The 24,500-nt window shown below is 73.4% G+C and carries 19 protein-coding genes and 1 pseudogene; 8 read left to right on the top strand and 12 right to left on the bottom strand.

Annotated elements, in window-relative coordinates:
- The first annotated feature begins 167 nt into the window (after positions 1-167).
- Positions 168-566 carry a DUF6069 family protein gene (locus AC5L36_RS17265; RefSeq protein WP_441217181.1) on the top strand — a complete coding sequence of 133 codons (399 nt, stop codon included), beginning with the start codon at positions 168-170 and terminating at the stop codon, positions 564-566.
- On the opposite strand, the gene AC5L36_RS17270 is transcribed toward AC5L36_RS17265, so the two are convergent.
- The 5 genes from AC5L36_RS17270 to AC5L36_RS17290 all read right to left on the bottom strand — a co-directional run bounded on the left by AC5L36_RS17270 (position 553) and on the right by AC5L36_RS17290 (position 7,196).
- Positions 553-1,755, bottom strand: a complete 1,203-nt coding sequence (locus AC5L36_RS17270) for an alpha/beta hydrolase family protein (RefSeq protein ID WP_441217182.1) — start codon at positions 1,753-1,755, stop codon at positions 553-555. The two genes, AC5L36_RS17265 and AC5L36_RS17270, sit on opposite strands and share 14 nt — an antisense overlap.
- Before the next feature lie 526 nt (positions 1,756-2,281).
- A complete protein-coding gene (locus AC5L36_RS17275) occupies positions 2,282-3,070 on the bottom strand; it encodes an NAD-dependent epimerase/dehydratase family protein (protein ID WP_441217183.1) in 789 nt (262 codons plus the stop codon).
- Positions 3,067-4,437, bottom strand: coding sequence for an aldehyde dehydrogenase family protein (locus AC5L36_RS17280; protein WP_441217184.1), 1,371 nt, complete (start codon positions 4,435-4,437; stop codon positions 3,067-3,069). The genes AC5L36_RS17275 and AC5L36_RS17280 overlap by 4 nt, the downstream gene beginning before the upstream one ends.
- A 3-nt stretch (positions 4,438-4,440) precedes the next feature.
- Positions 4,441-5,265: a fumarylacetoacetate hydrolase family protein gene (locus tag AC5L36_RS17285; RefSeq protein ID WP_441217185.1), complete on the bottom strand. Its 825-nt coding sequence runs from the start codon at positions 5,263-5,265 to the stop codon at positions 4,441-4,443.
- Positions 5,266-5,285: 20 nt separating this feature from the next.
- Positions 5,286-7,196, bottom strand: a complete 1,911-nt coding sequence (locus AC5L36_RS17290; RefSeq protein ID WP_441217186.1) for a hypothetical protein — start codon at positions 7,194-7,196, stop codon at positions 5,286-5,288.
- A 60-nt stretch (positions 7,197-7,256) separates the two neighbouring features.
- On the opposite strand from AC5L36_RS17290, the gene AC5L36_RS17295 reads away from it, so the two are divergent.
- From AC5L36_RS17295 to AC5L36_RS17305, 3 genes are read left to right on the top strand one after another with little or no spacing between them, the layout of a single operon-like run.
- Positions 7,257-8,345: an ADP-ribosylglycohydrolase family protein gene (locus AC5L36_RS17295; RefSeq protein ID WP_441217717.1), complete on the top strand. Its 1,089-nt coding sequence runs from the start codon at positions 7,257-7,259 to the stop codon at positions 8,343-8,345.
- A gap of 19 nt (positions 8,346-8,364) precedes the next feature.
- The gene (locus AC5L36_RS17300) at positions 8,365-8,796 is read left to right on the top strand and encodes an RpiB/LacA/LacB family sugar-phosphate isomerase (protein ID WP_441217187.1); all 432 of its coding nucleotides are present in this window, start codon (positions 8,365-8,367) and stop codon (positions 8,794-8,796) included.
- A 53-nt stretch (positions 8,797-8,849) separates the two neighbouring features.
- Complete coding sequence (locus AC5L36_RS17305; protein WP_441217188.1) at positions 8,850-12,194, top strand: NACHT domain-containing protein; 3,345 nt, start codon at positions 8,850-8,852, stop codon at positions 12,192-12,194.
- A gap of 65 nt (positions 12,195-12,259) precedes the next feature.
- Here the strand turns inward: AC5L36_RS17305 and AC5L36_RS17310 are convergent, their stop codons facing one another.
- Both AC5L36_RS17310 and AC5L36_RS17315 read right to left on the bottom strand, forming a co-directional pair.
- Positions 12,260-12,970, bottom strand: a complete 711-nt coding sequence (locus AC5L36_RS17310; RefSeq protein ID WP_441217189.1) for a hypothetical protein — start codon at positions 12,968-12,970, stop codon at positions 12,260-12,262.
- Positions 12,971-13,022: 52 nt separating this feature from the next.
- Complete coding sequence (locus tag AC5L36_RS17315) at positions 13,023-13,628, bottom strand: hypothetical protein (RefSeq protein WP_441217190.1); 606 nt, start codon at positions 13,626-13,628, stop codon at positions 13,023-13,025.
- 517 nt (positions 13,629-14,145) lie between these two features.
- On the opposite strand from AC5L36_RS17315, the gene AC5L36_RS17320 reads away from it, so the two are divergent.
- Entirely contained in the window at positions 14,146-14,589 is a 444-nt protein-coding gene (locus AC5L36_RS17320; protein WP_441217191.1) for a hypothetical protein, read from the top strand.
- Here AC5L36_RS17320 and AC5L36_RS17325 read toward each other — a convergent pair.
- Positions 14,586-15,038, bottom strand: a complete 453-nt coding sequence (locus AC5L36_RS17325) for a hypothetical protein (RefSeq protein ID WP_441217192.1) — start codon at positions 15,036-15,038, stop codon at positions 14,586-14,588. The two genes, AC5L36_RS17320 and AC5L36_RS17325, sit on opposite strands and share 4 nt — an antisense overlap.
- Before the next feature lie 737 nt (positions 15,039-15,775).
- Here AC5L36_RS17325 and AC5L36_RS17330 point away from each other — a divergent pair.
- Positions 15,776-16,879 carry a serine hydrolase domain-containing protein gene (locus tag AC5L36_RS17330; protein WP_441217193.1) on the top strand — a complete coding sequence of 368 codons (1,104 nt, stop codon included), beginning with the start codon at positions 15,776-15,778 and terminating at the stop codon, positions 16,877-16,879.
- 42 nt (positions 16,880-16,921) lie between these two features.
- Complete coding sequence (locus tag AC5L36_RS17335) at positions 16,922-18,025, top strand: FAD-dependent monooxygenase (RefSeq protein WP_441217194.1); 1,104 nt, start codon at positions 16,922-16,924, stop codon at positions 18,023-18,025.
- 39 nt (positions 18,026-18,064) lie between these two features.
- On the opposite strand, the gene AC5L36_RS17340 is transcribed toward AC5L36_RS17335, so the two are convergent.
- A complete protein-coding gene (locus tag AC5L36_RS17340) occupies positions 18,065-18,907 on the bottom strand; it encodes an endonuclease/exonuclease/phosphatase family protein (protein ID WP_441217195.1) in 843 nt (280 codons plus the stop codon).
- Positions 18,908-19,010: 103 nt separating this feature from the next.
- Between AC5L36_RS17340 and AC5L36_RS17345 the strand changes: the two genes are divergently transcribed.
- On the top strand, positions 19,011-20,345 hold the full coding sequence (locus AC5L36_RS17345) for a carbohydrate-binding protein (RefSeq protein ID WP_441217196.1): 1,335 nt from the start codon (positions 19,011-19,013) through the stop codon (positions 20,343-20,345).
- Positions 20,346-20,387: 42 nt separating this feature from the next.
- Here the strand turns inward: AC5L36_RS17345 and AC5L36_RS17350 are convergent.
- The 3 genes and pseudogenes from AC5L36_RS17350 to AC5L36_RS17360 all read right to left on the bottom strand — a co-directional run.
- Positions 20,388-21,641, bottom strand: a pseudogene (locus AC5L36_RS17350) (glycoside hydrolase family 6 protein); the annotation flags it as partial.
- Positions 21,642-22,668: 1,027 nt separating this feature from the next.
- Positions 22,669-23,937 (bottom strand): MFS transporter, encoded by a 1,269-nt coding sequence (locus AC5L36_RS17355; protein ID WP_441217197.1) that lies wholly within the window; start codon positions 23,935-23,937, stop codon positions 22,669-22,671.
- Entirely contained in the window at positions 23,934-24,485 is a 552-nt protein-coding gene (locus AC5L36_RS17360; RefSeq protein ID WP_441217198.1) for an ArsR/SmtB family transcription factor, read from the bottom strand. Before AC5L36_RS17360 ends, AC5L36_RS17355 begins: the two co-directional genes overlap by 4 nt.
- Positions 24,486-24,500: the final 15 nt, after the last annotated feature.

Consider the following 24,500-nt stretch of genomic DNA (forward strand, 5'->3'; position numbering starts at 1 on the left):
TTCACGGTAGGCGGCGGCCGGGGCGCCGCCATCGGACTGGCGACCGACCGCGCGGGGGTCCGGTCTCCGTCCCGCGACCGAGGGCGGGTCCGGTCCGGCGGGCGATCCGGGACGAGCCCCGCGCGGCGGATCGTGGTCGGCGTCAATCGACTCAGGAAGGTGCCCCGATGACGACAACTCTTGCCCCGAAGTCCCGCCCCGTCGCCCGTACCCGTGCGGTCTGGATCGTGGGGGCGGCGGCCGCGACCGGCACGATCTGGGCGATTGGCCGCGGCGCCGGCGCCGATCTCACCGCCGGCGGGCAGGCGGTGACGCTCCCGGCGGTGGTCGTCGTGACCTTGGTGGTCGGCCTCGCCGCGTGGGCGCTCCTGGCCATCCTGGAACGCGCCATGCGGCGCGCCGCCACCGCCTGGACCTGGGCGGCGGTGGCGGTGCTGGTGCTCTCGCTGGCCGGACCGGTCGGCGGCGCGGAGACCGCCGGCGGCGCGGCCGCGCTGGTGGCGATGCACCTCGCGGCCGCCGCCGTGCTGATCCCGGGCCTGCGCCGGACGGCTAGGAGTCGATGAGGTCGGTCCGGTCCTCGATCTCCGGGTAGAAGCGCTCCGGATGGTCGAGGACCGGCTCCCTCTGTCCACAGAGGAACTTCTGGAAGAACGCCACCGTCACGCGGATCAGGATCTCCTGGCCGCGCGCGTCGCCGATGTCGCCGAAGTTGAGCCGCCAGGCCTCCGGTGGGATCTTCTCCTTCAGGCCCCACCGGCCGGCGCTGCCGCCCAGGTCGACGAAGCGGTAGTGGCCGGCGTCCAGCAGCCGCAGCCACCGGTGCCAGCCGCGCAGCCGGGGCAGGAACGTGGCCCAGGACGGGTCGAGCACGGTGTCGTGGTACGAGCTGCCGAGCACCAGGAACGGCTTGCGCAGCCCGGCCTCGGCCACCGGCCCGATGATGAAGCCGTCGAGGTCGACACCGGCCACGAAGCGCCGGTCGGCGTGGAGCACCGCCGCGGCCGTGCCACCGCCGAACGAGTGCCCGAACATGCCCACCCGCCGCGTGTCCATCGCGCCCGCGAGGCCGGGCGGGAGGCCGGCCCCGGCGGTCAGCCGGTCGAGCACGAACCGGGTGTCGGCGACCCGCACGGCGAGCAGCCTGTTGAGGATCGCCTGGCCCGCCTCGGAGAACGGGTCACCGCCGGCGCGGCAGAACGCCAGGTCGCTGGTGCCGACCACGCGCCCGCCGGGAAACTCGACGGCCCACGACTCGCGCGTGCCGCCCAGCGCCACGACGACGTACCCGAGGCTGGCGAGCTGCTCGTTGACGGCGGTCGAATCGGTACGCGAGGCACACAGTCCATGGTGGAAGAAGACCACCTTGTGCGTGCCCGGCCGGGCCGGCGCCCCGAGGCGGCTGTTGGTGGTGGCGGTGAACGCACCGGCCGGCACGTCGGCGTGCATCTGCTGGAGGGCGGCCGCCTCCCCCGGCGGGACGTACGGCGCCAGCGGCTTACCGGGCGCGGGCCGCGCGGGGTACCAGAGCTGGACCATCAGCTCGCGCACCCCACCGGCCGGATCCAGCGGGTCGACCCGACCCTCGTCGCGCATGTGGACGAGCGTCGTGCCGGTCGGGTAAGGGCCGGTCGGTCGGGGCAGCGTGATCGCGACATCGTCAGCCGCGCCGGCGTGCGCGCTGGGCACCACCGCCGCTGAGCCGCCGATCAGCAGCGCCGCCACCCCCGCGGCAACCATCTTCATCGGACGCATGGCCCCACCTTCCCGGTCCGGCGGAAGGCGAATCCAGTCACGAAGATGAATTCTCGGTGTATCCGCTCCCGCTCTCCGGATCCCGGCCGGTCAGCGCCTGGGATCGTCCGCCTGAGCTCCTCGGCCTGCTCCGGCGTGGGCGACACGCGGTCGGGCCCGGTCTTGCCCCGGCCACCCAGTCGGCATCGTCGATGCCGCGAGTAACCGCCGCGACGGTGTGAACAGCGCGCAATGCGAGATCTTGGAGAGCTAGGGCGCTATTTCAACCCTAAGTCCCCTAGAATCTCAAAACCCGACCCCGAGGCTGGTGACGCTGCGTCAGGATGTCAGAGGAGGGGGTCTGCGCACACTCCACTCGCCTGTGCCATTCCAATCCTGATGGTCCGGAGGCTCAAAGGGGTAACCGCAACCAAGAAACCAGGGTGAGGCCGCGGGAGCAACGGCATAGGCCACGGCGAACGTCGCGGTAGCCCAATCTTCGGATACGGTCCGGACGCGGTCGATCCACTATGGACAGGTGCGGGGGTCAGGTGTCGTGGTGCCAGCCCAGCAGGCGCTCGGCCTTGGCGCAGTCGAAGAGGGCGGCGTTGCCGCGCAAGGGCTGGCGCAGCGGTACCTCCGGGTAGAAGGTCGAACACAGGCGCGCCGTCGGGGTGTCCACATAGGTCCGTGGCGCCACGATGTAGAAGACCTCGTGCCCGCGAAAGTCCGCCGACAACGCCAGCAGGCAGGCCCGTGCCGCCGCGGGCCGCAGCACGTAGCCCCAGAGGTCGCGGACCGCGAACCCGCCGCGATCCGCGTCGTCCGGGGTGATGCCGGTCGGCGGCTCGTCGCGTACCCAGTGCAGCCGCAGGCTGGCGATGGACATGTGGGAGAACCGGCGGGCGATGCTGTCGGCCTGCGTCTCGGCGATCCACTTGGAGAGGCTGTACGGGTCCTCCGTGTACGACGGGTGCGACTCGTCCAGCGGGAAGTAGTCGAAGCGGGGACGGCGCGAGTAGCCGCCGCCGATCGCGTTGACGCTAGAGGCGAGGCAGACCCGGTCGATGCCCAGGTCGGCGGCGGCCCGCAGTGCGGTGTAGCTGGCCGTGACGTTGTTGTTGTGCACCTCGGGCTCGGGCCGCGCCTCGGGCTGGGGATGCGCGGCCAGGTGCACCAGCGCGTCGCACCCCACGAGGGCCGCGTGGAGCTGCCCGTACGAGGTCACGTCGACGTCCGGCAGGTCGATCGCCACTACCTCGTGCCCCTCGGCGCGGGCGAGGTCGACGACGGCGCCGCCGACCCGGCCGGCCGCGCCGGTGACCGCGATCTTCACGGGGTGAGCGTCACGGTGGTGGTGCGGGTGTAGAAGTCGCGTGCCGCCGGCCCCTGCTCGCGCGGCCCGTAGCTGGACTCCTTCGCCCCGCCGAACGGCGCGTGGAAGTCGACGCCGGCGGTCGGCGCGTTCACCTTGGCCATGCCCACGTCGAAGCGGGGCGCGAGGGTGAGCGCGTGGCCGAGGTCGCGGGTGAAGAGCGCGGCGACGAGGCCGTGCCGCACCGCGTTGGCGGCCTCGACCGCGGCCTCGGGCGACGCGGCCGGGACGACCGCGCAGATCGGGCCGAAGACCTCCTCGGTCAGCAGCTCGTCGCCCTCGGGCACGGCGGTGACGACGGTGGGCCCGACGAACCACCCGGCACGGTCGAGCGGCCGGCCGCCGGTGAGCACCTTCGCGCCGTGGCTCGCCGCCCGGTCGGCGGCGCCGGTGACCGCGTCGCGGGCCTCCTCTTCGATGACCGGGCCGACCGCGGTGCCGGGCTCGGCCGGGTCGCCGACGCCGAGCGCCTCGACGGCCGCGACGAGCCGCTCGGCGAAGCCGTCCGCGTCGCCGACCACGATGACGCGGCTGGTGGCGGTGCACTTCTGGCCGGCGTACCCCATCGCGGCGGCGGCGATCGCGCGGGCGGCGGCGTCGAGGTCGGCGTCGGGGAGCACGACCGAGGCGTTCTGGCCACCCATCTCGCACTGCACCGGGATGCCCCGCTCGGCCGCCGCGCGCCGCACGTGCGACCCGGCGCCGACCGATCCGGTGAACGACACCGCGTCGGCCAGCCCCACCAGCGCCGCGCCGGCCGCGCCGCCGCCGGTGACCACCGTGAACACCCCTTCCGGCAGCGCCTCCGCGAACAGCTCGGCCAGCCGCAGCGCCACGGCCGGCGACTGCTCGGCCGGCTTGAGCACCACCCCGTTGCCGAACGCGAGCGCCGGCGCCGCCTTCCACAGTGGAATCGCGACCGGGAAGTTCCACGGCGTGATCAGGCCGGCGACACCGTGCGGGCGGCGGCGGGTGTGCAGCAGCGAGACGCCGTCGGCGGCCGGGTAGACGTCGCCGTCGGGCAGCAGTGCGGCCTGCGCGAAGTACCGCAGGATCGCCACGCCCCGGGCCACCTCGCCGGTGGCCTCGCCGACCGGCTTGCCGACCTCGCGGACGACCAGCGCGGTCACCTCGCTGGCCGCGGCGGCGAGCGCGTCGGCGCAGGCGCCGAGCGCGGCGGCCCGCTCGGTGGCCGGGCGGCGGGCCCAGCCGGCGCCGGCCGCGCGGGTGCGCTCGACGGCGCCGGACACCTCGGCGGCGCCACCGTCCGGCACCCGGACGACGAGGTCGTCAGGCGACTGCGGCGATCGGCTCTCGATGTGGTCCACGTTTCATCCCCCTGTACCGACTACCGTCACCGGATTGCGCAGAGTTCCTACCCCGCCGACGTCGATCGTCACCACGTCGCCCGCGCGCAGCGTGAAGTCCCGGTCGGGGACCACGCCGGTGCCGGTGAGCAGCACCACGCCGGCGGGAAAGTCCAGCGCGCGTGTCAGCCAGGAGACCAGGTCGTCGTGCGTGCGGGCCAGCCGGGCGGTCGACGTCTGCGCCGCCCACGCCTCGGCGCCGTCGCGCTCCACCCGCACCGACACCGGGAACGGGCCGGGCCCCGCCTCCCACACCGGCACGATCGCCGGGCCGAGCGCGCACGAGCGCGTGTACACCTTGGCTTGTGGCAGGTAGAGCGGGTTTTCGCCCTCGATCGAGCGGCTGCTCACGTCGTTGCCGACGGTGTAGCCGAAGACCTCGCCGGCCGCGTTGACCACCAGGCCGACCTCGGCCTCGGGCACGTCCCACCCGGAGTCGGCGCGGATGCCGACCGGCTCGCCGTCGCCGACCACCCGCGCGGCGGTCGCCTTGAAGAAGATCTCCGGGCGGGACGAGCTGTACACGTGGTCGTAGAGGGCGGCGTGCCCCGACTCCTCCCGCCGCCCCTCGCGGCTGCGCTGGTAGGTGACGCCGGCCGCCCACACCTCCTGCGCGTCGACCGGCGCCAGCGAGCGCGCGCCGTCCATCGGCTCGGCGGCGGCCTCGTAGCGGGCGCGGGCCTCGGCCAGCGGGAGGGCGAGCAGGTCGGCGAGGGTGGCGCCGAGCCCGCGCAGGGCGCCGTCGTGTGAGACGGCCCAGCCGGCGGCGGTGCGCACCAGTCGAGTCACGAGCGCGATCGTATCCGCGATCAGGCGGGAAGTTCGGACGGGAGCTCGCTGGAATCGTGGTGGGGCTCGAGCACCTCGCTCACCGCGGCGTCGTGGTAGACGTACGCGGTCGTGAGCGCCACGAACGGCAGCGTCAGCGCGTAGACCACGCCGGAGACGATGTCGACCATCGTGAACGGGATGTCCGTGCCGAGGATGAGCGCCATGCCGACCAGCGGGCCGAGGGCGAGCACGATCGCGGCGCCGGCGACGACCAGCCAGGCCACCTTCCACCAGCGCCCGCGCACCAGCTCGCCGCTGCGCCGCAGCGCGGCCGGCACCGTGGCGCCCTCCAGCTCGATGACCTGTGCCACCAGCGCCCACCGCCCGGCCAGGTAGACGGCGACCGGCAGCAGCAGCACCGTGGCGCTGAGGAGCAACACCATGATCACCGCGATCGCCGCCGCGGCGAGCTGGCGGGGCAGGCGCCGTGCCGCCATCGCGTACGCGCCCAGCGGCGTGACCGGCCGTCCCTCGTCGAGCTCGGCGAGGGCACGCACGGTGGCGGCCTGCACGAGCGAGAGGGCGGCGAGCGTGAGCGTCGCGCCGGCCACGAGCGCCACCAGCTCCAGCAGCCCGGCGGCGCTCCCCTCCAGCTCGACGCCGAGCAGGTCCCGCGCGCCGAGCCCGAGCCAGTGGATCAGCGTGATGAACACGGCGATGGGCAGCGCCACCACGCCGATCCCGGCGAAGAGGAGCCACCGCCGCAGGTACATGCGGGCGGACGCGGCCAGGATCTGCCCCCAGGCCCGCCGCCGGCTCACCCGCAGCGGCGCGGCCGGCCGCCACTGGGTACGCCGCACGATGAACAGGCCGAGCGCGAGCACGACACCGATCGCGATCAGCACCCGCGCCGGCTCGTCGACCATGCGGCGCAGCGCGTCGGAGCCGGTGCGGAGCGCGGCGCAGAAGAAGTCGGTGGCCCCGGTGCCGAGCAGCCCGCCGGCCGGCACGGAGTAGCTGCGGTGGCGCCACTCCTCCGCGTACGTGATCGGCTCGGTCCACTGCCGCTTGAGGTTCGGCCCGGTCGGCCCGTTGTAGAACGCCGTCTGTAGCTCACCCCAGCGCCCCTCGTACCCGATCCACGGGAACGCCGCCCGCGCCGCCACCGGGTCGCTCGGGATCACCTTCACCGCCGGCCGCAGCTCCACAGAGGGCGCCGTCGCGTCGTCGCAGCCCACACCCTGTGAGCCGGAGCTGCCGAGGTAGAGCGCGTCCTCGAAGAAGTTGGCGTGCGAGCCGGCGGCCGGGTGCACCACCGGGTGGGTGCCGTCGACGAGCTCCAGCTTGCGGTCGCCCCAGGTGGCCCGCTCGGCACCCTCGTGCTGGCTGTACCCCACCTCCACCGGCCGCTCGCCGAGCGCGGCGGCCGCGTCGGGCGCGTCGAAGACGAGCTGGATCATCTCCCAGTCACCCTCGTGGGTGTTGTTGAAGTCGTTGAACGCGTAGAAGAACCAGTACTGGAGCGCCAGCTTGCCGGGGTGGCCGGGGTCGGTCGCCACGTGCGCGTACACCGTGGGCGGCGCGTCGCCGGTGACCCGGTCCGCCCACCGCTGGTAGCCGCACCCCGGGTGCAGCGCGTTGCCCGGGAAGTCCAGGTGGTACTCGTACCGCCCGGCCGACAGGTCCGCCGCGCTCGGCCCGATCTTCACCAGGTCGGTGGTGGTCCACGGCCCGCGCAGCGCGACGGTCGACTGGTCGAAGAGCACGTCGACGTCCATCGGCCGGTACGGCTCGCCGTAGCCGCACTCCTCCACCTGCTCGACCAGGCGCACCACCGGCGCGTACCGCTGGGCGAGGGCGGTCTCGTCGCCGAGGTCCGCGCGGGCCTGCCCGCCACTGACCGCGAGCAGCCCGCAGGCGGCGAGGACACAAGCGACCAACCATCGCATGTCGCTCATTCTGGTCGGGCCGGCATGATCCGGTGCCCGATTGCTAGGATCACCGCGGTGATGGATCGGGCCGGCCTGGAGCGCTACCGCTCGCGGGTGCGCGGCTGCCTGGTCGGGGGCGCGGTCGGCGACGCGCTCGGTGCGCCGGTGGAGTTCATGTCGCTCGACCGCGTCCGCGCCGAGTACGGCCCGGACGGCCTCACCGACATCGTCACGGACGAGGCCGGTGTCGCGCCGGTCACCGACGACACCCAGATGACCCTCTTCACCGCCGAGGGCCTGATCCGCGCCTCGGTCCGATCCGACCGAGGGGTCAGCCACCCGCCGTCGATGGTGCACCGGGCCCACCTGCGGTGGCTCGACACCCAGCACCTCCCGGCACCGCCGCCGTCGCCGGACGGCTGGCTGGCCGCCCTGCCCTGGCTGTACGCCCGCCGCGCGCCCGGCAACGCCTGCCTCTCCGGCCTCAGCTCACCCGGCATGGGCACGCTCGCCCAGCCGAAGAACCCGGGCTCCAAGGGCTGCGGCACCGTGATGCGCTCCGCGCCGTTCGGCCTCTACCCGCAGCCGTGGCTGACCCCGGAGAAGGTCTTCGACCTGGCCGCCGAGTGCGCCACACAGACACACGGCCACCCCACCGGGTACCTGGCCGCGGGCGCTTTCGCAGCGATCGTCCGCGCTCTCGTCGACGGCGCCTCGCTGGCGGACGCCGTCGCGGTCGCGCTGGACCTCCTCCCCGCCCGCCCGGGCCACGAGGAGACGGTGGCCGCGCTGCGCGCCGCGCTCGCCGCCCGGCCCGGCTCCGCGGAGGAGATCGAGCGCCTGGGCGGCGCCTGGGTGGCCGAGGAGGCGCTGGCCATCGGCGTCTACTGTGCACTGTCCCACCCGGACCCGGCCGAGGTGCGCGCGGCGCTGCTGCTGTCGGTCAACCACTCCGGCGACAGCGACTCGACCGGCTCCATCTGCGGCAACCTGCTCGGTGCCTGGCACGGCGAGACGGCGCTGCCGCCCGACTGGGTGGCGGCCGTCGAGGGCCGCGGCACCATCCTGGAGCTCGCCGACGACTTCGCCATGGAGCAGGCCCAGTCCCGCGACCTGCACGGCGACTACGGCCCGCGCACCGAGTGGGTCCGCCGCTACCCCGCCTGACCGGTCGTATGCTGGCGGCGTGCGTATCGCGTTCGGCGCCGACGACGACAACGAGACCACCCGGGCGGTCGTCGACTACCTGTCCGGGCTCGGGGAGGTGGTCCGCGTCGACGCCGCCCGGCCCTGGCCGGAGATCGGCGCCGCGGTGGGCCGCGCGGTGACGGGTGGCGAGGCCGACCTGGGCGTGGTGATGTGCTGGACCGGCACCGGCACCGCGATCGCCGCCAACAAGGTCCCCGGCGTCCGCGCGGCGCTCGCCTGGGAGCCCTGGGTCGCCACCGGCGCCCGCCGCTGGAACGACGCCAACGTCCTCGCCATGAGCCTCAAGCGACTCGCGCCGGACGTGGCCGTCGAGGTGGCTCGCGCGTTCGTCGAGACGCCCGAGCCCGACACCGACGAGGCGGAAAACATCGCGCTGCTGTCCAAACTGGAGCGCGAGCGGCCCTCCTGACACTCCCGGATCGGTGGATTGTCCGGCTTGCTGGCCTGCACCATCATGGCGGCGTGCGTGGTGTGCTCCTGCGGTGGCTCGGTGTGCTCGCCGTGGCCGCGCCGCTCGCTGTGGGTTTCTACGTGGCGAGCCAGGTCGCGTCGCGCAACGGGCTGGAGTGGGCGGACAAGGCCGCCAGCGTGGCGGCGTTCTTCCTCGCCCTCGGCGTCGTGGCGATGCCGGCCTTCCGCCGGACGTCGCGGTGGTTGTCGCGGGCGCCCCTGTCCGACGTGGACGTGCCGCGGGCGATGGCGGATCTCGCGGCCGTGCTGCGCGGCAACCTGGCCGCGGAGGAGCGGCTCCGCAAGGTCAACGATCCGCGCCCGCTGCCCGTGCGGTGGGAGGTCGTCGGCATGGCGTCCGGCACGCCAGCCGGCGGCGACCTGGCCGGTGAGTACGCCGACATCCAGCCGGTGTTCGCGCGGCTTCCCGCCCGCCGGCTGGTGATCCTCGGGGCGGCCGGGGCGGGCAAGAGCGTCCTTCTCACCCGGCTGGCCCGCGACCTGCTGGCGGCGCGGGGCGACACGGAGCCGGTCGCGGTGATCGTGCCGATCGCGACCTGGGACGCGGAGGAGCCCTTCGACGACTGGCTCACCGACCAGCTGATCAGCAACCACCCGGGGCTCGGCGCCCACATCCGCCCGGCGACCGGCGGCACGATCTCGCTCGCCGGCGCGCTGCTGGCACGTGGCGGGATCCTGCCCCTGCTCGACGGGTTCGACGAGCTGCCGGAGCCAGTACGGGAGCGCGCGGTCGCGGCGATCAACGCGCACGGCTCAGACCAGCCGATGGTGCTCACCAGCCGTCCGGACGAGTACCACGACGCCGTCGCCGCCGGCCGCGCGATCTCCCAGGCGGCGGTCGTCGAGCTGCGGCCGCTGCGCCTCCCCGAGGTCCGCGAGTACCTGATGGAGGCGACCGTGCGGCCGGAGCGCTGGCAACCGGTGTTCGACCAGCTCACCCGGGAGCCGGACGGTCCGCTCGCCGGCACCCTGACCAACCCGCTCATGCTCTGGCTGGCCCGCACCGTGCACGAGGAGCCGACCACCACCCCGGCTCGGCTCACCCGCAGCGACCAGGATCGGGCCGCGCTCGAGACGTACCTGCTCGACGCGTTCGTGCCCGCGGTCTACGGCCGGGACGCCGGCGGCCGCCGGGCCGAGCGCTGGCTCGCGTTCCTGGCCGCCCACCTGCGGCGGATCGGGACGCCGGAGCTGGCGTGGTGGCGGCTGCACCGTGCGCTCCTCGCGTGGTTGCCGGTAGCGGTCGGTCTCAAGATGGCCCTGCGGGTCGCCGTGCTGGCGATCGCGGTGTGGTCGCTCGCCCGGTACGACCGGTCGCCCGAGGGTGAAGCCGACATTCCCGGCCTCCTTCTCGGCGGTCCACTCGGGGAGCGGCTGCTTCCGTGGTGGGACGTTCTCGTCGGCACCGACGTCGGGGAATTCCTCGAGGGCGCCGTCGAGCGCTTCCTCCACGACGACGACCCCACCCGCACCGTCCTGTGGCTCGCGCTGGGCGCCTGGGCGGTGCTCACCACCGTGGCGGCCATCGACGCCGTCCTCGACACGGCCGCCAAGGACCGCCGGCCGGTCACCCTGCGCCTGCGGCCGCTGCGCCTGCTGCGCGCGTACGTCGTGCAGGCGCTGGCCCTGGCCGCCATGTTGACCGCGCTCGCCGGGTTCGGCGTGGTCGTGGTGGAAGGCGAACAGGCCGGCACCGAACTGCCCTTCTGGTCACTGGTGCCCTGGCTGGCCCTGCTCGCGGCGACGATGGCGTCGATGCCGGTGACCGAGCCCGTCGACGTCACCCGCGCTGTGAGTCCGACCGAGGTGCTCCGCCTCGACCGCCCGGCCTTCGTCGTCAGGCGCCTGCTCGACAACGCCACCACCGCGGCCGGGCTCTACCTGATCTGCGGCTTGCCGGTGCCGGCGGTGTACCTGGCCTGCACCCTGCTGATGCTCCCGGTCCGGCTCGCCGTGGGCACGGCGACGGTCAACGGCCTGTTCAGCGCCAGCCAGTCGTACGCGGACGCCCGGTTCTGGCTCGCGCTCACCCGCCGCCTCCCGTGGCGGACGATGGCGTTCCTGTCCGGCGCGCACCGCCGCGGCGTCCTGCGCCAGAGCGGCGCGGTGTACCAGTTCCGCCACCTGCGCCTCCAGGAGCACCTCGCGGCGAAGCATCCACTATGGACGGAGCAGCTCGCGCCGTACGGCGAGCGGGCCGAAGCGAGGATCGCCCCGCTGTGGGAGCGGCTGCACGCGGCAGCCGACCGCACGGCGCGCGCCGCCGGCCTGACGATCACCCGGCACGAGTGGGGTCAGCACCACCTCCACGTGACGGACCTGCCCGCGCGCCTGGAGGGCCTGCGCGCGGCGGGCGGCCTGCACGCGTACCGGGAGATCCAGGCGGCCGCGCGGCGGGCCGACGCGCTCGCCACCCGACTGGACGGGCTGAAGGCCCGTATCCGGCTCGCCGCCGGCGTCCTGCGGCGGGCGACGTACCCGGAGCGCGCGCGCCGCTTCGTGCGCCGCCGCCTGCCGGCCGGCACGGACCTGGCGGAGTTTCGGTGGACGGTGGGCGACGACCTCTGGTGGACCGCGCCGGACGACGGCGCGGCACAGCCGGTCGAACGCATCGTCGCCGACCTGCGGCCACATCCGGTCCACGTAGCGGCGTCCAGCGTCGTCGCGGGCGGGATCGTCACCGTGTCGGCCCTCCTCGCCGAGGCGGTGTCCGGGGTCCTCCTCGTTGTCGGGCTGCTCGCCGGCGCGATGCTGTGGCTACTCCGGTTCGAAGCCTGGCGCACCACCCGGTTTGTCGTCACCGACCGGCGCATCGTGCTCACGCGCGACTCCGAGCCGGATGTCGAGCTGCCGCTCGCCGCGATCGCCGACGTGACCGCCGTCCGCTCTCCGCTCGGCGCCCTGCTCGGCTACGGCCGGCTCCGCGTCGACGTCGTCCCGGACTGCCCGCCCGTGTTCTACGGCCGGTGGCCGCCACCCTGGGGATCGACACTCGACCTCGGCCGGTGGACCCTCGAGCCGGTGGACGGGGCGCACAGCTTCCAGCGAACGGTCGTGCTGCCCGATCCACAGTGGCTGCTCGGCCAGATCGCCGCGGTCACCGCGCCGGGCCACGCCGGTGGCCGGGCGCTCGACGCGTGGCAGAAGGTCACCAGGCTCGTCGAGCTCAGCCGGTCGAGACACTACGACCGCGCGATCCAGCTGCTGACCGAGCTGAAGGACGCCTACGAAAGCCGTGGCGACGGCGAGGAGTTTCGCACGCGGCTGGTCGCGTTGCGCCGCGACCACGAGCGCAAGACGCTCTTCCAGGTCCGCCTCGACCGCGCCGGCCTCTAGGAGGCTGGTGGCTTCGGCCGCCGCTCACCCGTGCCGGCGAAGCCGGCCCGGGTGAGGCCACCGCACTAGCGGCCCTCGCCGGTGGTGCGGTGGACCACGTTGGAGCTGGCGCCGTGGTAGTAGACGCGCACCCGGAACGCCGCCCGCCGCTCCCGCGGCAGCGCGGTCAGCCCGACCGACGTCACGTCCGGGTCGAGCATCATCGCCACGTCCCACTCGGCGGCGCCCTCCGGGCGTACCTCCACGAGGTAGCCGTCCTCGTCCGCGGCGTTGTCCCGCCACGTGAAGAGCACGGCGTCGTGGCTCATCACCCGCGCCGCCAAGGCCGCCGGCGCGGCCGCCGGGTCACCGCCGCGCAGGGCGTGGCCACCGGCCGCCGTGCCGGGTCGGCGCCGCGGGTCGGCCCAGGCGACGTCCACATCGGTCGTTTCCGGGTACGGTACGTCCGCGAACCGCACGTCGACCGGCGCCGAGGCGGGGCCGTGCAGCGCGCGCACGCGGTAGTAGAACGGGGTCCGCGGCATCAGGTCGGGGTGGTCGTACCCGCGCCGCGTCGCCGGCAGGAACCGCAGGATCGTCCACGGTCCCTCGGGCGCGGTCGCGAACTCCACGATCTGCCCGGTCGTGCCCGGCGCCGCGCCGGTCCACTCCAGACGGACGTCGACCGGGGTGGTGAGCGTGGCCTCCAACCGGACCGCGGCGGCCGGCTCCGAAGTGGACGGTGTCGCGGCGCAGCCGGCCGCGCAGAGGGCCAGGACGAGCGGTAGTGCCTTCACGTCGCCTCCGTAGCGGGTGCGGCCGTCCCCCGCCCGGGACGGCCGCGCGGGTCTACTTCTGCCAGAACTGGATACCGCTCCACACGACCGTGGCCGGCCCGGCGCCGCTGTTGGTCCGGTACGCGCCGAACTTGTCGTAGTAGCCGCCGCTCCCGCCGGTCTGGGAATGCCGGTTGGAGCCGTTGATGTACGTGCGGTGCGCGCCGTTGCCGGTGTTGTGCACGGTGTTGACCCGCACCGTGGCACCGACGGTGGCGCCGGTCGCGAGGGTGGTGCCGCCGTGCACCGCGTACAGCCGGCCACCGCGCTCCACCGCCAGCATGAAGAAGGGTCCGCTGGGACCGAACGTCTGCTTCAGGCTGATCCGCGTACCCGGCATGCTGGTGATCCGGAAGTAGCCCTCGAACTGGCGGACGCCCGTGCTGTACGTGGCGTACCGGCGCTCGGCCCGCTGGTCACCGCTCGCGGTCGAGCAGGTGAGCTGGAAGGTCAGCCCGTTGACCACGCCGCAGCCCCGCTCCTGCACCGTGAAGGACGGCGAGTAGGCGGTCCACGGGCCGCTCTCCAGCGGCTCGGCACCGGCCGGCGCCGCCACGCCGACGGCGGCGAGCACCAGCATGGCACCGGTGACGGCGAAGGCGAGCAGTCGTCTCGTCATGAGGCCTCCTGACCCCGGTGCGCACACACCGGATCGTGGGGGGAGTTTTTCCGAACTAAGCAGCCCGATCACCGGGCGGACAAGCCGCAGGTATTCGCACAAGTCGATAGAAAGGGTATTTTCGGACATCGATTTCCCACCTGGTGGCACAGCGGCGTCGCGGGAGCGTGCCCACGTGGGCTGGCAGACTGTGGAACGGGTAACCGCTGGGGGAGCCGAGCTTCGCCCTCACCGGGGCGACGGCCGGCGCGCTCGCCCAGATCTGCCAGCGCCTCGACGGCCTCCCCCTCGCGATCGAGCTGGCCGCCGCGGTCGTGCCCGCGCTGGGCGTCGACCGGATCGCCGCCCGCCTCGACGACCGCTTCCGCCTGCTCACCCACGGCAGCCGCACCGCCTCGCCCCGCCACCAGACGCTCCGCGCCGTCATCGACTGGAGCTACGACCTGCTGGACGAGCCCGCACAGCGCCTCGCGAAGGCCGCGCGTGGCTCGCCCGCGCCCTCGCCCTCGACGCCGGCGTGCCCGAGCTGGTCCGCGCCCGCGCACTCGACAGCGCCGCCGGCCTCGCCACGATCCAGGGCGACCTGCCGGCGGCGGCCGCCGCCGCGGAGGAGTCGGCCCGGCTGAGCCGCGAGGCCGGCGACGGAGCCGGCGCCGCCCGCGCGCTGACCACGTCGGGCCTGGCCGCGTTCTACGCCGGCGACCACCCGAGGGCGGTGCGGGTGCTGGAGGAGTCGGTACGCCAGGCGAGGGCGGCCGGCGACCGCGGCCAGGCCGGCTTCGCGTTGATGTACCTGGCCGCCACCGCCCTGGCCCGCGCCGAGTACGCCGAGGCCGTCCGCCACCGCGACGAGGGCGAACCCGACCTCCGCGCGGTCGGCGACCCCGAGGGCCTGGCCTGGATCCACATCTGCCGCCACGGCGCCGCCTGGCGCACCGGCGACCGCCCCGACGGTCCCTAGCCGGCCGAGAAGACGACCACGACGGCGAGGATGAGCACGCCACCGGCGATCCGCACCGCCCACGGCCGGGTCAGCACCGCCGCCACCAGCGCGAACGCGACACCCACGAGCGGCAACCCGACCCGCAGGTCACCCACCGGGACAAGCTCGGAGTCGCGCAGGCTGACCCAGCCGAGGGCGGCCAGGCCGACGCCGCCCAGCACGACGAGCAGCGTCCAGACCACCCGCGGGCCAGGCGTAGCGGTGAGCGGCGAGCCGTCCTTGGTGGCGGCCCCGACCCCGAAGAGCGCCAGCAGGACCAGAAAGATGTGGACGACCACCAGCGGCGCGAACGCCATCACCGCCGCCAACGCGAGCAGCATCGCGAACGGCGCGAGCACCGTCGCCACCAGCCCCGTCACCACAATCTGCCCCAGAGCGGCAACGACCGGCGACTGTCGGATGCTCACACGATCAACCCCCGTCACCAAGGCCACCCGCCGCCCGTCCGGGTGCGCCGCGATCGTAGCGTCGGGCGCTTTCACTTCGCTCTCACAAAGCCACACCCTCGCCGCGGCTCGGGCCGGTCGGTGCAGGTCTGGCCGAGCGCTCGCTTCGACAAGCAGATTCGAGCTACCGCGATGTCCGTCGTGGTCCATGCCGCTGCTCCCGCGGCCTCACCCGTCCGCTGTTGCTTGCGGTCACCCCTTTTGCCTCGGCGGATGCAGCGGTGTTTGTCCACAATGCCTGTTGCCGACAGGCGGCAGAAGATCGAAACAGGGCTTCGTCGCCCTGAGTAACCGCCGCCGCCCATGTGCACGGCCCAAGATTCGAGATCTTGGAGAGTTTAGGCGCCATATCGACCCTAACTGTCCTAGATCTGAAAACTTCTTACCTGAGCCCGCCGACGATGCGTCACCGACAGTGGCCAGCGGGCAGCGGAGGTCGGGGGATTTCGGCGAGCGCCAAGCTGGCCGCCGACCGGAGCGGTGCCCGCGGGAAAGCACCCCAAGAAAACGCTCCGCTTCGCTCCACGTTCCCCCGGCGGCCCCGCGCATACGGTCCGCAGGTGACACGGACAGGGGCAAAAAATGCGGGTCCAGAACCCCGAGTCGGAAGCGGGGGTGAACCCAGGGCGATCCCGGATGGGTCTGACGCGCCGGGTCCGTGAGGCTCGATCTTGACCGACTGTTTACGGGGGTTGCGGATGAAGCGTGTACGTCAGGCATTGGTGACCGCGACGGCGGCGTTGGCGGTGGTCGCGGCGCCGACCGCCGCCGCCGCCGAGCCGAAGGATGAGTTGCGGAGAGAGTTGGACGGCGTCGTGGCCGCCCATGCGGTGGGTGCGTTGGCGGAGGTGCGCGACGGGCGGCGTGTGTGGCGGGGCGGCAGCGGGGTCGCCGCGCTGGGCACGGCGCGGGCGGTTCCGGTCGACGGGCGGTTTCGGGCGGGCAGCATCACGAAGACGTTCCTGGCGACGGTCGTCCTTCAGCTTGTCGACGCGGGGCGGCTGCGGCTGGACGACCCGGTCGAGGCGTGGCTGCCCGGGGTGGTCCCGGACGGGCGCCGGGTCACCGTGCGCCACCTGCTCAACCACACCAGCGGGTTGTACGACGTGTTGCGTACGCTGCCGATGCCGCCCGCGGCGGAGTTCTACGACAACCGGTGGCGCACCTGGACCGCGGAGGAGCTGGTCGCGCGGGCGCTGGCCAACCCGCCGACCTTCGAGCCGCCGGGTGCGGCCTACTCGTACTCGAACACCGGCTACGTGCTGCTCGGCCAGATCATCACGGCGGTGACCGGCCGGTCGTACGGCGAGGAGATCGAGCGGCGGATCATCCGGCCGTTGACGTTGCGCGGCACCTCGTTGCCGGGTGCGTCGCCGTGGATTCGGGGGCCGCATCCGCGCGGCTACGTGCCGGCGCCGCCGGGCAGCCCGGCGCGGCTGCTCGACTACACCGAGATGAACCCGTCGGTGATGGGCGCGGGCGGCGAGATGATCTCCACGACGAGGGATCTCAACCGCTTCTTCGCCGCGCTGCTCGGGGGGCGTCTGCTGCCGGACCGCCTGCTCGACGAGATGAAGACGCCGGGCACCGAGACCAAGAAGTACGGGCTCGGGCTGGCCTGGCGGGACACTCCGTGCGGGATCACCGTGTACGGCAACGACGGCGACGCCATGGCCTACCAGGCCTACTCCTTCTCCTCGCTGGACGGGCGCTACCAGGTCACGGTCGCGATCACGCCGGCCTTCCGCGGTGATCCCGACGACGCCGTCGAGGCGTTCGTGGACAAGGCGATCTGTGGGTGACCGATAAGGAATCCGGAAGGTCCGCGGCCTAGAGTTTCCGGCATGCGGGGGAACGGAGTTCGGGTGCTCGTGGTGGGGGCGGGGATCGCCGGCTTGGCGGCCGCCCGCACGTTGCGGGCCTGGGGGGCGGACGTCGAGTTGGTCGAGCGGAGCCCGACCGCGCGGGTCGACGGTGCCGGCATCTACCTGCCGGGAAACGCGATCCGCGCGCTCGACGACCTGGGGCTCGCGACGCAGGTGGCCGCGCGGGCGGTGGAGATCCAGCGCCAGCGCGTCAGCGACCACCGGGGCCGGTCGCTGATGGACCTGGCGGTGGCGGACGTCTGGCGCGGGGTGGGGCCGTGCCTGGCGTTGCACCACGCCGACCTGCACCAGGTGCTGCTCGCCGGCGCCAAGGACGTGCCGATCCGCTGGGGTGGCACGGTCGAGTCCATCGTGGACACCGACGACCACGTGCGGGTCACGCTCAGCGACGGCACGCGCCAGGGGTACGATCTCGTGCTCGGCGCCGACGGCGTGCACTCTTCGGTCCGGCGGTTGATCTTCGGTGCGGGTGCCGCCGCCCGTCCCACCGGGCAGTTCGCGCGGCGCTTTCTCGCCCGCTGGCCCGGGACGGGTCCTGTGTGGTCGGTGATGGTGGGGCGCGGCTCCGCGTTCCTCACCATCCCGATCGGCGACGGCCTCGTCTACGTCTACTGCGACGGGCCGCTCGACGCGCCGCGGGTGCCGCCGCGCGAGCTGCTGGCCGGGTTCGCGGAGCCCGTGCCCACGGTCCTCGACGCCGCCGAGGAGGGCATGCAGAGCGGGCCGGTCGAGGAGGTCTCCCTCCCCCGCTGGTCGCGCGGCACGACGCTGCTGGTCGGCGACGCCGCGCACGCCACCTCGCCCAACATGGCCGAGGGCGCCGCGATGGCCCTCGAAGACGCGCTGGTGCTGGCCGACTGCCTGACCGCCGCGGGCACGATCGCCGGCGCGCTGCGGGCGTTCGAGGAGCGGCGCCGGCCGCGCACCGAGTGGGTGCGCGCGCAGACGCACCGCCGCGACCGCAGCCGCTCGCTGCCCACACCGCTGCGCAACCTCGTGCTCGGCAAGCTGGGCGTCAAGCTCTTCCAGACGAGCTACAAGCCTTTGCGCGAGCGGCCGTAGGCGGCCACGGGCACCACTGTCCGAACTGGAGGTATACGCTCAGCGAGCGTTGGTGCCGGGCCGTCGTGGGGGCGGCCCGGCGGTCATCTCCACGACCAGCGGCCGGTGGTCGGAGAAGGGCACCAGCGGCGTCTCGGCGGCTCCCTCGGCCGACCACCGCGCTCCCCCACGGCGGTCGAGCAGCACGTGGTCCAGCTGCACCCGCGGCTGCCAGGCGGGATACGTCGCGACCCGGGCGAGCGGCCGCCACCCGGAGACAAGGGCCGCCGCGCGGGCCGGCATGTTGAGGTCGCCGAGCAGCACCCGCGGCGACGGGAGCCGGCGCAGTGCCCGGATCGCCAGGCGCAGCTGGCCGGCGTTCCACGCGGGCACGAACGAAAGGTGGGTGCTCGCGACGGTGAACGGACCGTCCGGTCCCTCGATCACCGCGGCGAGGACGACCCGCGGCTCGTCGTGCAGCCACATGAACCGCCCGGCGGGCACCAGCCCGTTTCCCCGCGGCGGTCCGGCCGCCATGATCGGCGCGCGGACCGGCGCCCCGGCCAGCCGGGTGACGTGCCAGGACCGCACCGGCCAGCGGCTGATCAGGCTCACCCCGAAGCTCGGCTCGTCGACGCCGTCCTCGTCGTGGGCGAGCCGGCGGTACGCCTCGCCCGGCGTGCCGATCAGCGCGGGCGCGAAGCGGTGCGCGACGGCGCCGCTCGCCTCCGCCGCGAGCGCGGTCAGGTCGAGGTGGCCGCTGCGCGCCTGTGACCGGTCGACCTCTTGCATGCCGAGCACGTCGGCGTCGAGGCCGGCGACCGCGGCGGCGAATCGCTCCCGCTCCACCTCCCCGTCGTCGAGGGACCTTCCGTGCAGGACGTTGAAGGTGGCCAGGCGCACGGGTTCCAGGGTACGGGCGTCCCGATCGCGCCGCCGAAGTCTCTTACTATGAACAAAGTTAACTGATAAGCTTCCTGCCCAATCGACGATGATTGGGGTTCTCATGGGCGCTCGGCGTTTGGTGTTGGCCCTGGCGACAGGGGTGGCGGCGGCGGTCGTCGCCGGGATCGGCCTCGCGCCGAACGTCGGGGCGGCGCCCCAGCTGCTCGTGGTCTGCAACGCGCCCGCGTGGGCCGAGGGCAACACCTACACGGCCGGGGGCCAGGTGACCTACGGCGGCCGGCTCTACCAGGCCCTGGTCACGCACACCGCGCACCCCGGCGCCGGCTGGAACCCGGCGGCCACCCCGTCACTGTGGCGCGACCTCGGCGCATGCGACGGGCAGCCCTCGCCCACCCCGACCCGCACCGCCTCCCCGACACCCACGCCGACTCGCACCGCCTCGCCGACGCCCACCACACCGGGACCGACACCGACCGGCTCGACCTGCGCGGTCAAGTCGCGGCCCGGGGGCAAGGTCCTGCACGGGTACTGGGAGAACTGGGACGGCGCGGCGAACGGCGTGCACCCGCCGCTGGGCTGGATCCCGATCACCGACGCGCGGATCCGCCAGCACGGCTACAACGTGATCAACGCGGCCTTCCCGGTGATCCTCTCCGACGGCACGGTGCTGTGGCAGGACGGCATGGACGCCGGGGTCAAGGTGGCCACGCCGGCCGAGATGTGCGCGGCGAAGGCGGCCGGCCTCACGATCCTGCTGTCGATCGGCGGCGCCACGGCCGGCATCGACCTGTCGTCGTCCACTGTGGCCGACCGGTTCGTCGCCACGGTGGTGCCGATCCTCAAGCGGTACAACTTCGACGGCATCGACATCGACATCGAGACCGGCCTCACCGGCAGCGGCAACATCAACCAGCTCTCCACCTCGCAGGCCAACCTGATCCGCATCATCGACGGCGTGCTCGCCCAGATGCCGGGCAACTTCGGCCTCACGATGGCGCCGGAGACCGCCTACGTGACCGGGGGGAGCGTCACCTACGGCTCGATCTGGGGCGCGTACCTGCCGATCGTCAAGAAGTACGCGGACAACGGCCGGCTGTGGTGGCTCAACATGCAGTACTACAACGGCAGCATGTACGGCTGCTCCGGCGACTCGTACTCAGCCGGCACCGTGCAAGGCTTCACGGTGCAGACCAACTGCCTCAACAGCGGCCTGGTCATCCAGGGCACCACGATCCGGGTGCCGTACGACAAGCAGGTGCCCGGCCTGCCGGCCCAGGCGGGTGCCGGCGGCGGGTACATGACGCCCAGCCTGGTGAGCCAGGCGTGGGGTTCGATCAACGGTCAGCTCAAAGGCCTGATGACCTGGTCGATCAACTGGGACGGTTCGCGCAACTGGACGTTCGGCGACAACGTCCGGGCGCTACAGGGACGGTGACGCGAAGAGGGGCGCCCCGCGAAAGGGACGCCCCTCGACCGGTTACAGCGGCGGATGCGCGTTCGCGATCAGCTGCTGGAACTGGGCCTGGAACCAGTGGCCCGAGAGTGGCGCGTCCGGCAGGGCGCCCGACATGTTGAACTGGTTGCGCGCGTTCCCCTCGTACGTGGGGTCGCACATCCGGTCGAAGCCCTTGCCCTCGTCGTTCTCGATGAACCGGCTGGAGCCGTCGGACTCACCCGGCGGCTTGATCCAGACGTACGCGTCGATGCCCGACGCCGGCGTAGCCCTCGGCCGCTCGCCGATGCCGGCCCCGGATTGGTTGCACCAGTTGCCGAGGTGGATACGGCGGTCGAGCCGCGACTCCTCGACGAAGGTCTCCGGGTCGGTCGACGTGCTCGCGCTGGTGGGCCGGTTGGGGCCGCCCCAACCGTTGCGCGAGGTGTCGATCAGCATGCCGAGGTTGTCGTCGAACGCCATGCCCGCGAGCAGGTTGCGGTACGCCTGGGCGTACGACAGCTCGTCCACGTACCTATTCCAGTCGATCCACGACGAGTTGCCCTCACGGACCACCTTGCCGCCCACGACGGTGTTCGCGTCGAAGAACGGCTCGTCCAGGATGCCGTAGTTGGCCACGTTGCTGGCGAAACCGTGCACGTCCGCGGGCGTGGCGCCGTTGGCGTTCGCGGCCTGGAGGAAGACGTCGGCCGAGGCCTGGAAGTTGTCGTCCCACCCGAGCCAGCCGTGGTGGCCGATGTCGATGTAGTTGTAGACGTTCTCGATCGCACCGAGCTGCGCCAGCGCGTACCCGACGCCGTTGATGTAGTTGCCGTTCGCCTTCATCACGTCGCACTCGGGCGTGGCGGTCTCCCGCGGGCTGACGTTGGTCACCAGGTTGGGCAGCGAGTCGATCTCGATGATCGTGACGATCCGCAGACTGGCGTAGGCCGGATCGCCCATGATCTCGGCGATCGGGTCGATGTACTCGGACTGGTAGCGGCCGATCTCCGTCGGGCCGAGTTGGCCGTTGGAGGCGAGCGCGGCGCAGTCCCGGCCGGGCAGGTTGTAGATGACCACCTGGATCAGGTCGGCGCCCTGGGACAGCGCCTCGTCGAGGTGATCCCGCAGGCCCATGGTGTTGGACCCGGCGGAACCCGACTCGATCGCCTCGATCCGGTCCAGCCAGATGGCGGTGGGCTGGTTGGCGATCGCCGCCCCGCCGCTCGCCGCGGCCTGCGCCGACCAGTCCGGGTTGACGTAGACCTGTGCACCCGCGTACGGGTTGTCGACCCGCGCCAACGCGCTGGCGGAGCCGGTGCTGACGGCGACGGCACCCGCCATCAGCGTGAACGCGGCGGCCACGGCGAGGCCGCGGCGCAACCGACGATTGACCTGCATACGTAACACTCCTTGGGGTCGCGTACGGACCCCGGAAGGACCCACGACCGCACCACGCGCGCACGCGCACTGCGGCCCTCCCGGGGGCGGCGGCCCGCGAACCGGGCGCGACAACCGTGCCGCGGGCGCACCACCGGAAATCAGCCATCCGGGCCCGGACCTCGGGCGGCTGTCAATGCGTCAGTCAGCGGCGGGGCCGTCGCGGGGCGAACTCCAGCGCCCCCCGTGCCCTTGTGGTAGCCCTCGGCGAACGATCCCTCCACGAGACCCGTATCGCTCTATGCCGGCTGCCTGGCGCGGCTCTACCCGTACCATATTGCACCCGATTAGATCCATCAATAGCACTTCATCGATTTAATTCTCGATCAATGCGATTGAACGGATAGCGGCCCATAGTCCTATTTGGACATGAAGGGGCCTGTCGTCCCGTACCCAGCACACGCCGCCTGAAACCAGCCCCGGCCCATCCGGTCGGGGTGGCCCCCGTCGTGACGTCCCGCAAGGCAGATTTGTCCCGGGTCCGCGTCAGCGGCGGACCGCCGCTCCCGCCGGAGACCGCGCAGGTCGGCGGCTCGCAGCGCTCGCCGAAATCCCCGACCTCCGCTGCCAGCCCCGCGCCACAAGCCCGCCGCGAGACCCAGGCCCCAACGCGCGGCCTCACCCCTTCCGCCGCCGAGGCGACGGCAACAGACCGAGGTAACCGCAACCAAGAACGAAGCCTGGGCTTGCACCGCGGACCCGGCAGCGGACGGCCGGGGGTTTCGGCGAGCGCTGCGAGCCGCCGGCCGGGAGCGGTGCCCGCGGGAGCAAACGGTCTACAGCTGACGCGAGCGCGGGCAAATATGTCTCCTGAGGGCAGAAACCGAAAGGTCTCCACCCGCGGCGGCCCTCGACGCGAGGCTGATTCGGGCCGCCGGCGACCGTCCTATGTCGACAAACCGACAGCGTCCTTCTCGCGGGCCGCCGGCCGCGGCGGGGCGGGGCGACGGGCGACGAGGTAGAGCGGCGCGGCCGCGGCGAGCACGCCCGCGCCCACGAGCATCGCCGTGCTGACCGAGGTCGCGTCGGCGAGTGCGGTCAGGACGAGCAGGCCGAGCGCGCCGGCGGGCTGGGCCATCATCGAGTTGAGCGAGAGCACGGTCGTGCGGTACGGGCCGTCGACCTGGCGGTGCAGCAGGCCCATGTGCACCGGGTTGGCGGCGCCGTGCACCACGTAGCAGAGCAGGTAGGCGGCGAGCACGCCGGCGGGGCCGGCCAGCAGCGCCATGCCCACGACGGTGGCGCCCTGGAGCACGCGGAGGGTGGCGCCGGTCCACGGCGCGCCGATCCGGCGGCTGGCCAGCGGCACCAGCGCCGCACCGGCCGCGGACGCGAGCCAGGCGGCCGAGCCGGCGGGGCCGAGCAGCGCGGCGGCGGTGTCGGCGTCGTCGACCACCTCGGTCAGGCGCACCGGCAGCAGCGTCTCGAACGTGATCATGCCGAAGCCCCAGAACAGCTCCACCGCGACGAGCGCCGTCAGGATCCGGGAGCGGCGCAGCAGCCCGAACGCGGCCCGGATCGTGCCGGGCACCTCGCGCACCGAGGCGGCCAGCGCTCTCGCGCCGCGTGCCGGCCGCACCTCGGTCAGCAGCGCCGCGACCGCGACCAGCGCGACCACCTGCACGGCGAGCCCGGCCAGCACCGGCACGGCGAGCGGGTTCACCCCGGGAAGCGGGTCGAGGGCGACGAGCCCGCCGCTGGCGAGCGCTCCCCCGGCGATGGCGACACCGGCGACGGCGCCACCGCGGCTGAGGCCGCTCTCGATGTCCGCCTCCGGGTCGGCGGCCAGGGCGGCGTCGACGTACCAGGCGTCGAGCGGGCCGCTGTCCAGCGCGCGGTAGATGCCTTGAAGCGCGAAGACCGCGGCGAACAGCGGCAGGGAGCCGGCGACCGCGAGGAGCCCGAACGAGGCGAGGTTGACCACGCCGGCGGCGAGCAGCACGGGGCGCCGGCCGATCGCGTCGGCGAGCCCGCCGGTGGGCAGCTCCAGCATGAGCACGATGAGGCCCTGCGCGACGCCGGCGGCGCCGACCTGGGCGAGCGTGAGGCCGCGGTCGAGCGGCAGGAGCACGAGGATCGGGATGATGAGGCCGGTCGGGAGCCAGCGCAGGCCGTGCAGAAACATGTAGCGCCGGCGGGCGCCGGTCGCGTTCATCGCGGCAGCCTCGGGAAGCCTGCGATGAAGACGAGCACCTGCTCCCCTTCGCCGGTGGCCTCGCTCCGGTAGCGCTCGATCACCGCGTGCAGCTCGTCGTTGAGCGCGCGCAGCCGGTCGGGCGGCAGCACGAGCCCGAAGTCGCTGACCTCGGCGGCGTCGCGCCAGGCCGGCGGGTGCGAGTAGTGGTCGCGCACCCAGTCGACGAGCAGCTCGGTGAACCCCCGCACCTGGTACTCCGTGAGCCAGGTCGCGGCGGCCCGGTCGTCGGGGTCGTCGGCGACGTCGCGGCTGTCCCAGCCGTGCTCGCGGTGTGCGGCCCGCCACCAGCGCTCCCGGCCCTGGCCCTGCCCGGTGTCCTCTTCCACCAGGCCGACGGAGGCGAGCTGGCGCAGGTGGTAGCTGGTCGCGCCGGTGTTGCTGCCGATCGCCGCGGCGAGCCCGGTGGCGGTCGCCGGACCGTCGAGCCGCAGCGCGCTGAGCAGGCGCGACCGGAGCGGATGCGCGAGCACCCGCAGCTGCCTGCTGTCGAGCCGGATGGGTTCCATACCGGCACCGTACCT

It is taken from the genome of Phytohabitans sp. LZ39, from assembly GCF_059359075.1.

Bases quoted from the DNA above. Each gene is read 5' to 3' on its own strand.
- AC5L36_RS17345 (WP_441217196.1), top strand. From the start codon at position 19,011: ATGGGCGCTCGGCGTTTGGTGTTGGCCCTGGCGACAGGGGTGGCGGCG.
- AC5L36_RS17355 (WP_441217197.1), bottom strand. From the start codon at position 23,937: ATGAACGCGACCGGCGCCCGCCGGCGCTACATGTTTCTGCACGGCCTG.
- AC5L36_RS17360 (WP_441217198.1), bottom strand. From the start codon at position 24,485: ATGGAACCCATCCGGCTCGACAGCAGGCAGCTGCGGGTGCTCGCGCAT.
- AC5L36_RS17265 (WP_441217181.1), top strand. From the start codon at position 168: ATGACGACAACTCTTGCCCCGAAGTCCCGCCCCGTCGCCCGTACCCGT.
- AC5L36_RS17315 (WP_441217190.1), bottom strand. From the start codon at position 13,628: ATGACGAGACGACTGCTCGCCTTCGCCGTCACCGGTGCCATGCTGGTG.
- AC5L36_RS17270 (WP_441217182.1), bottom strand. From the start codon at position 1,755: ATGCGTCCGATGAAGATGGTTGCCGCGGGGGTGGCGGCGCTGCTGATC.
- AC5L36_RS17335 (WP_441217194.1), top strand. From the start codon at position 16,922: ATGCGGGGGAACGGAGTTCGGGTGCTCGTGGTGGGGGCGGGGATCGCC.
- AC5L36_RS17330 (WP_441217193.1), top strand. From the start codon at position 15,776: ATGAAGCGTGTACGTCAGGCATTGGTGACCGCGACGGCGGCGTTGGCG.
- AC5L36_RS17290 (WP_441217186.1), bottom strand. From the start codon at position 7,196: ATGCGATGGTTGGTCGCTTGTGTCCTCGCCGCCTGCGGGCTGCTCGCG.
- AC5L36_RS17295 (WP_441217717.1), top strand. From the start codon at position 7,257: ATGGATCGGGCCGGCCTGGAGCGCTACCGCTCGCGGGTGCGCGGCTGC.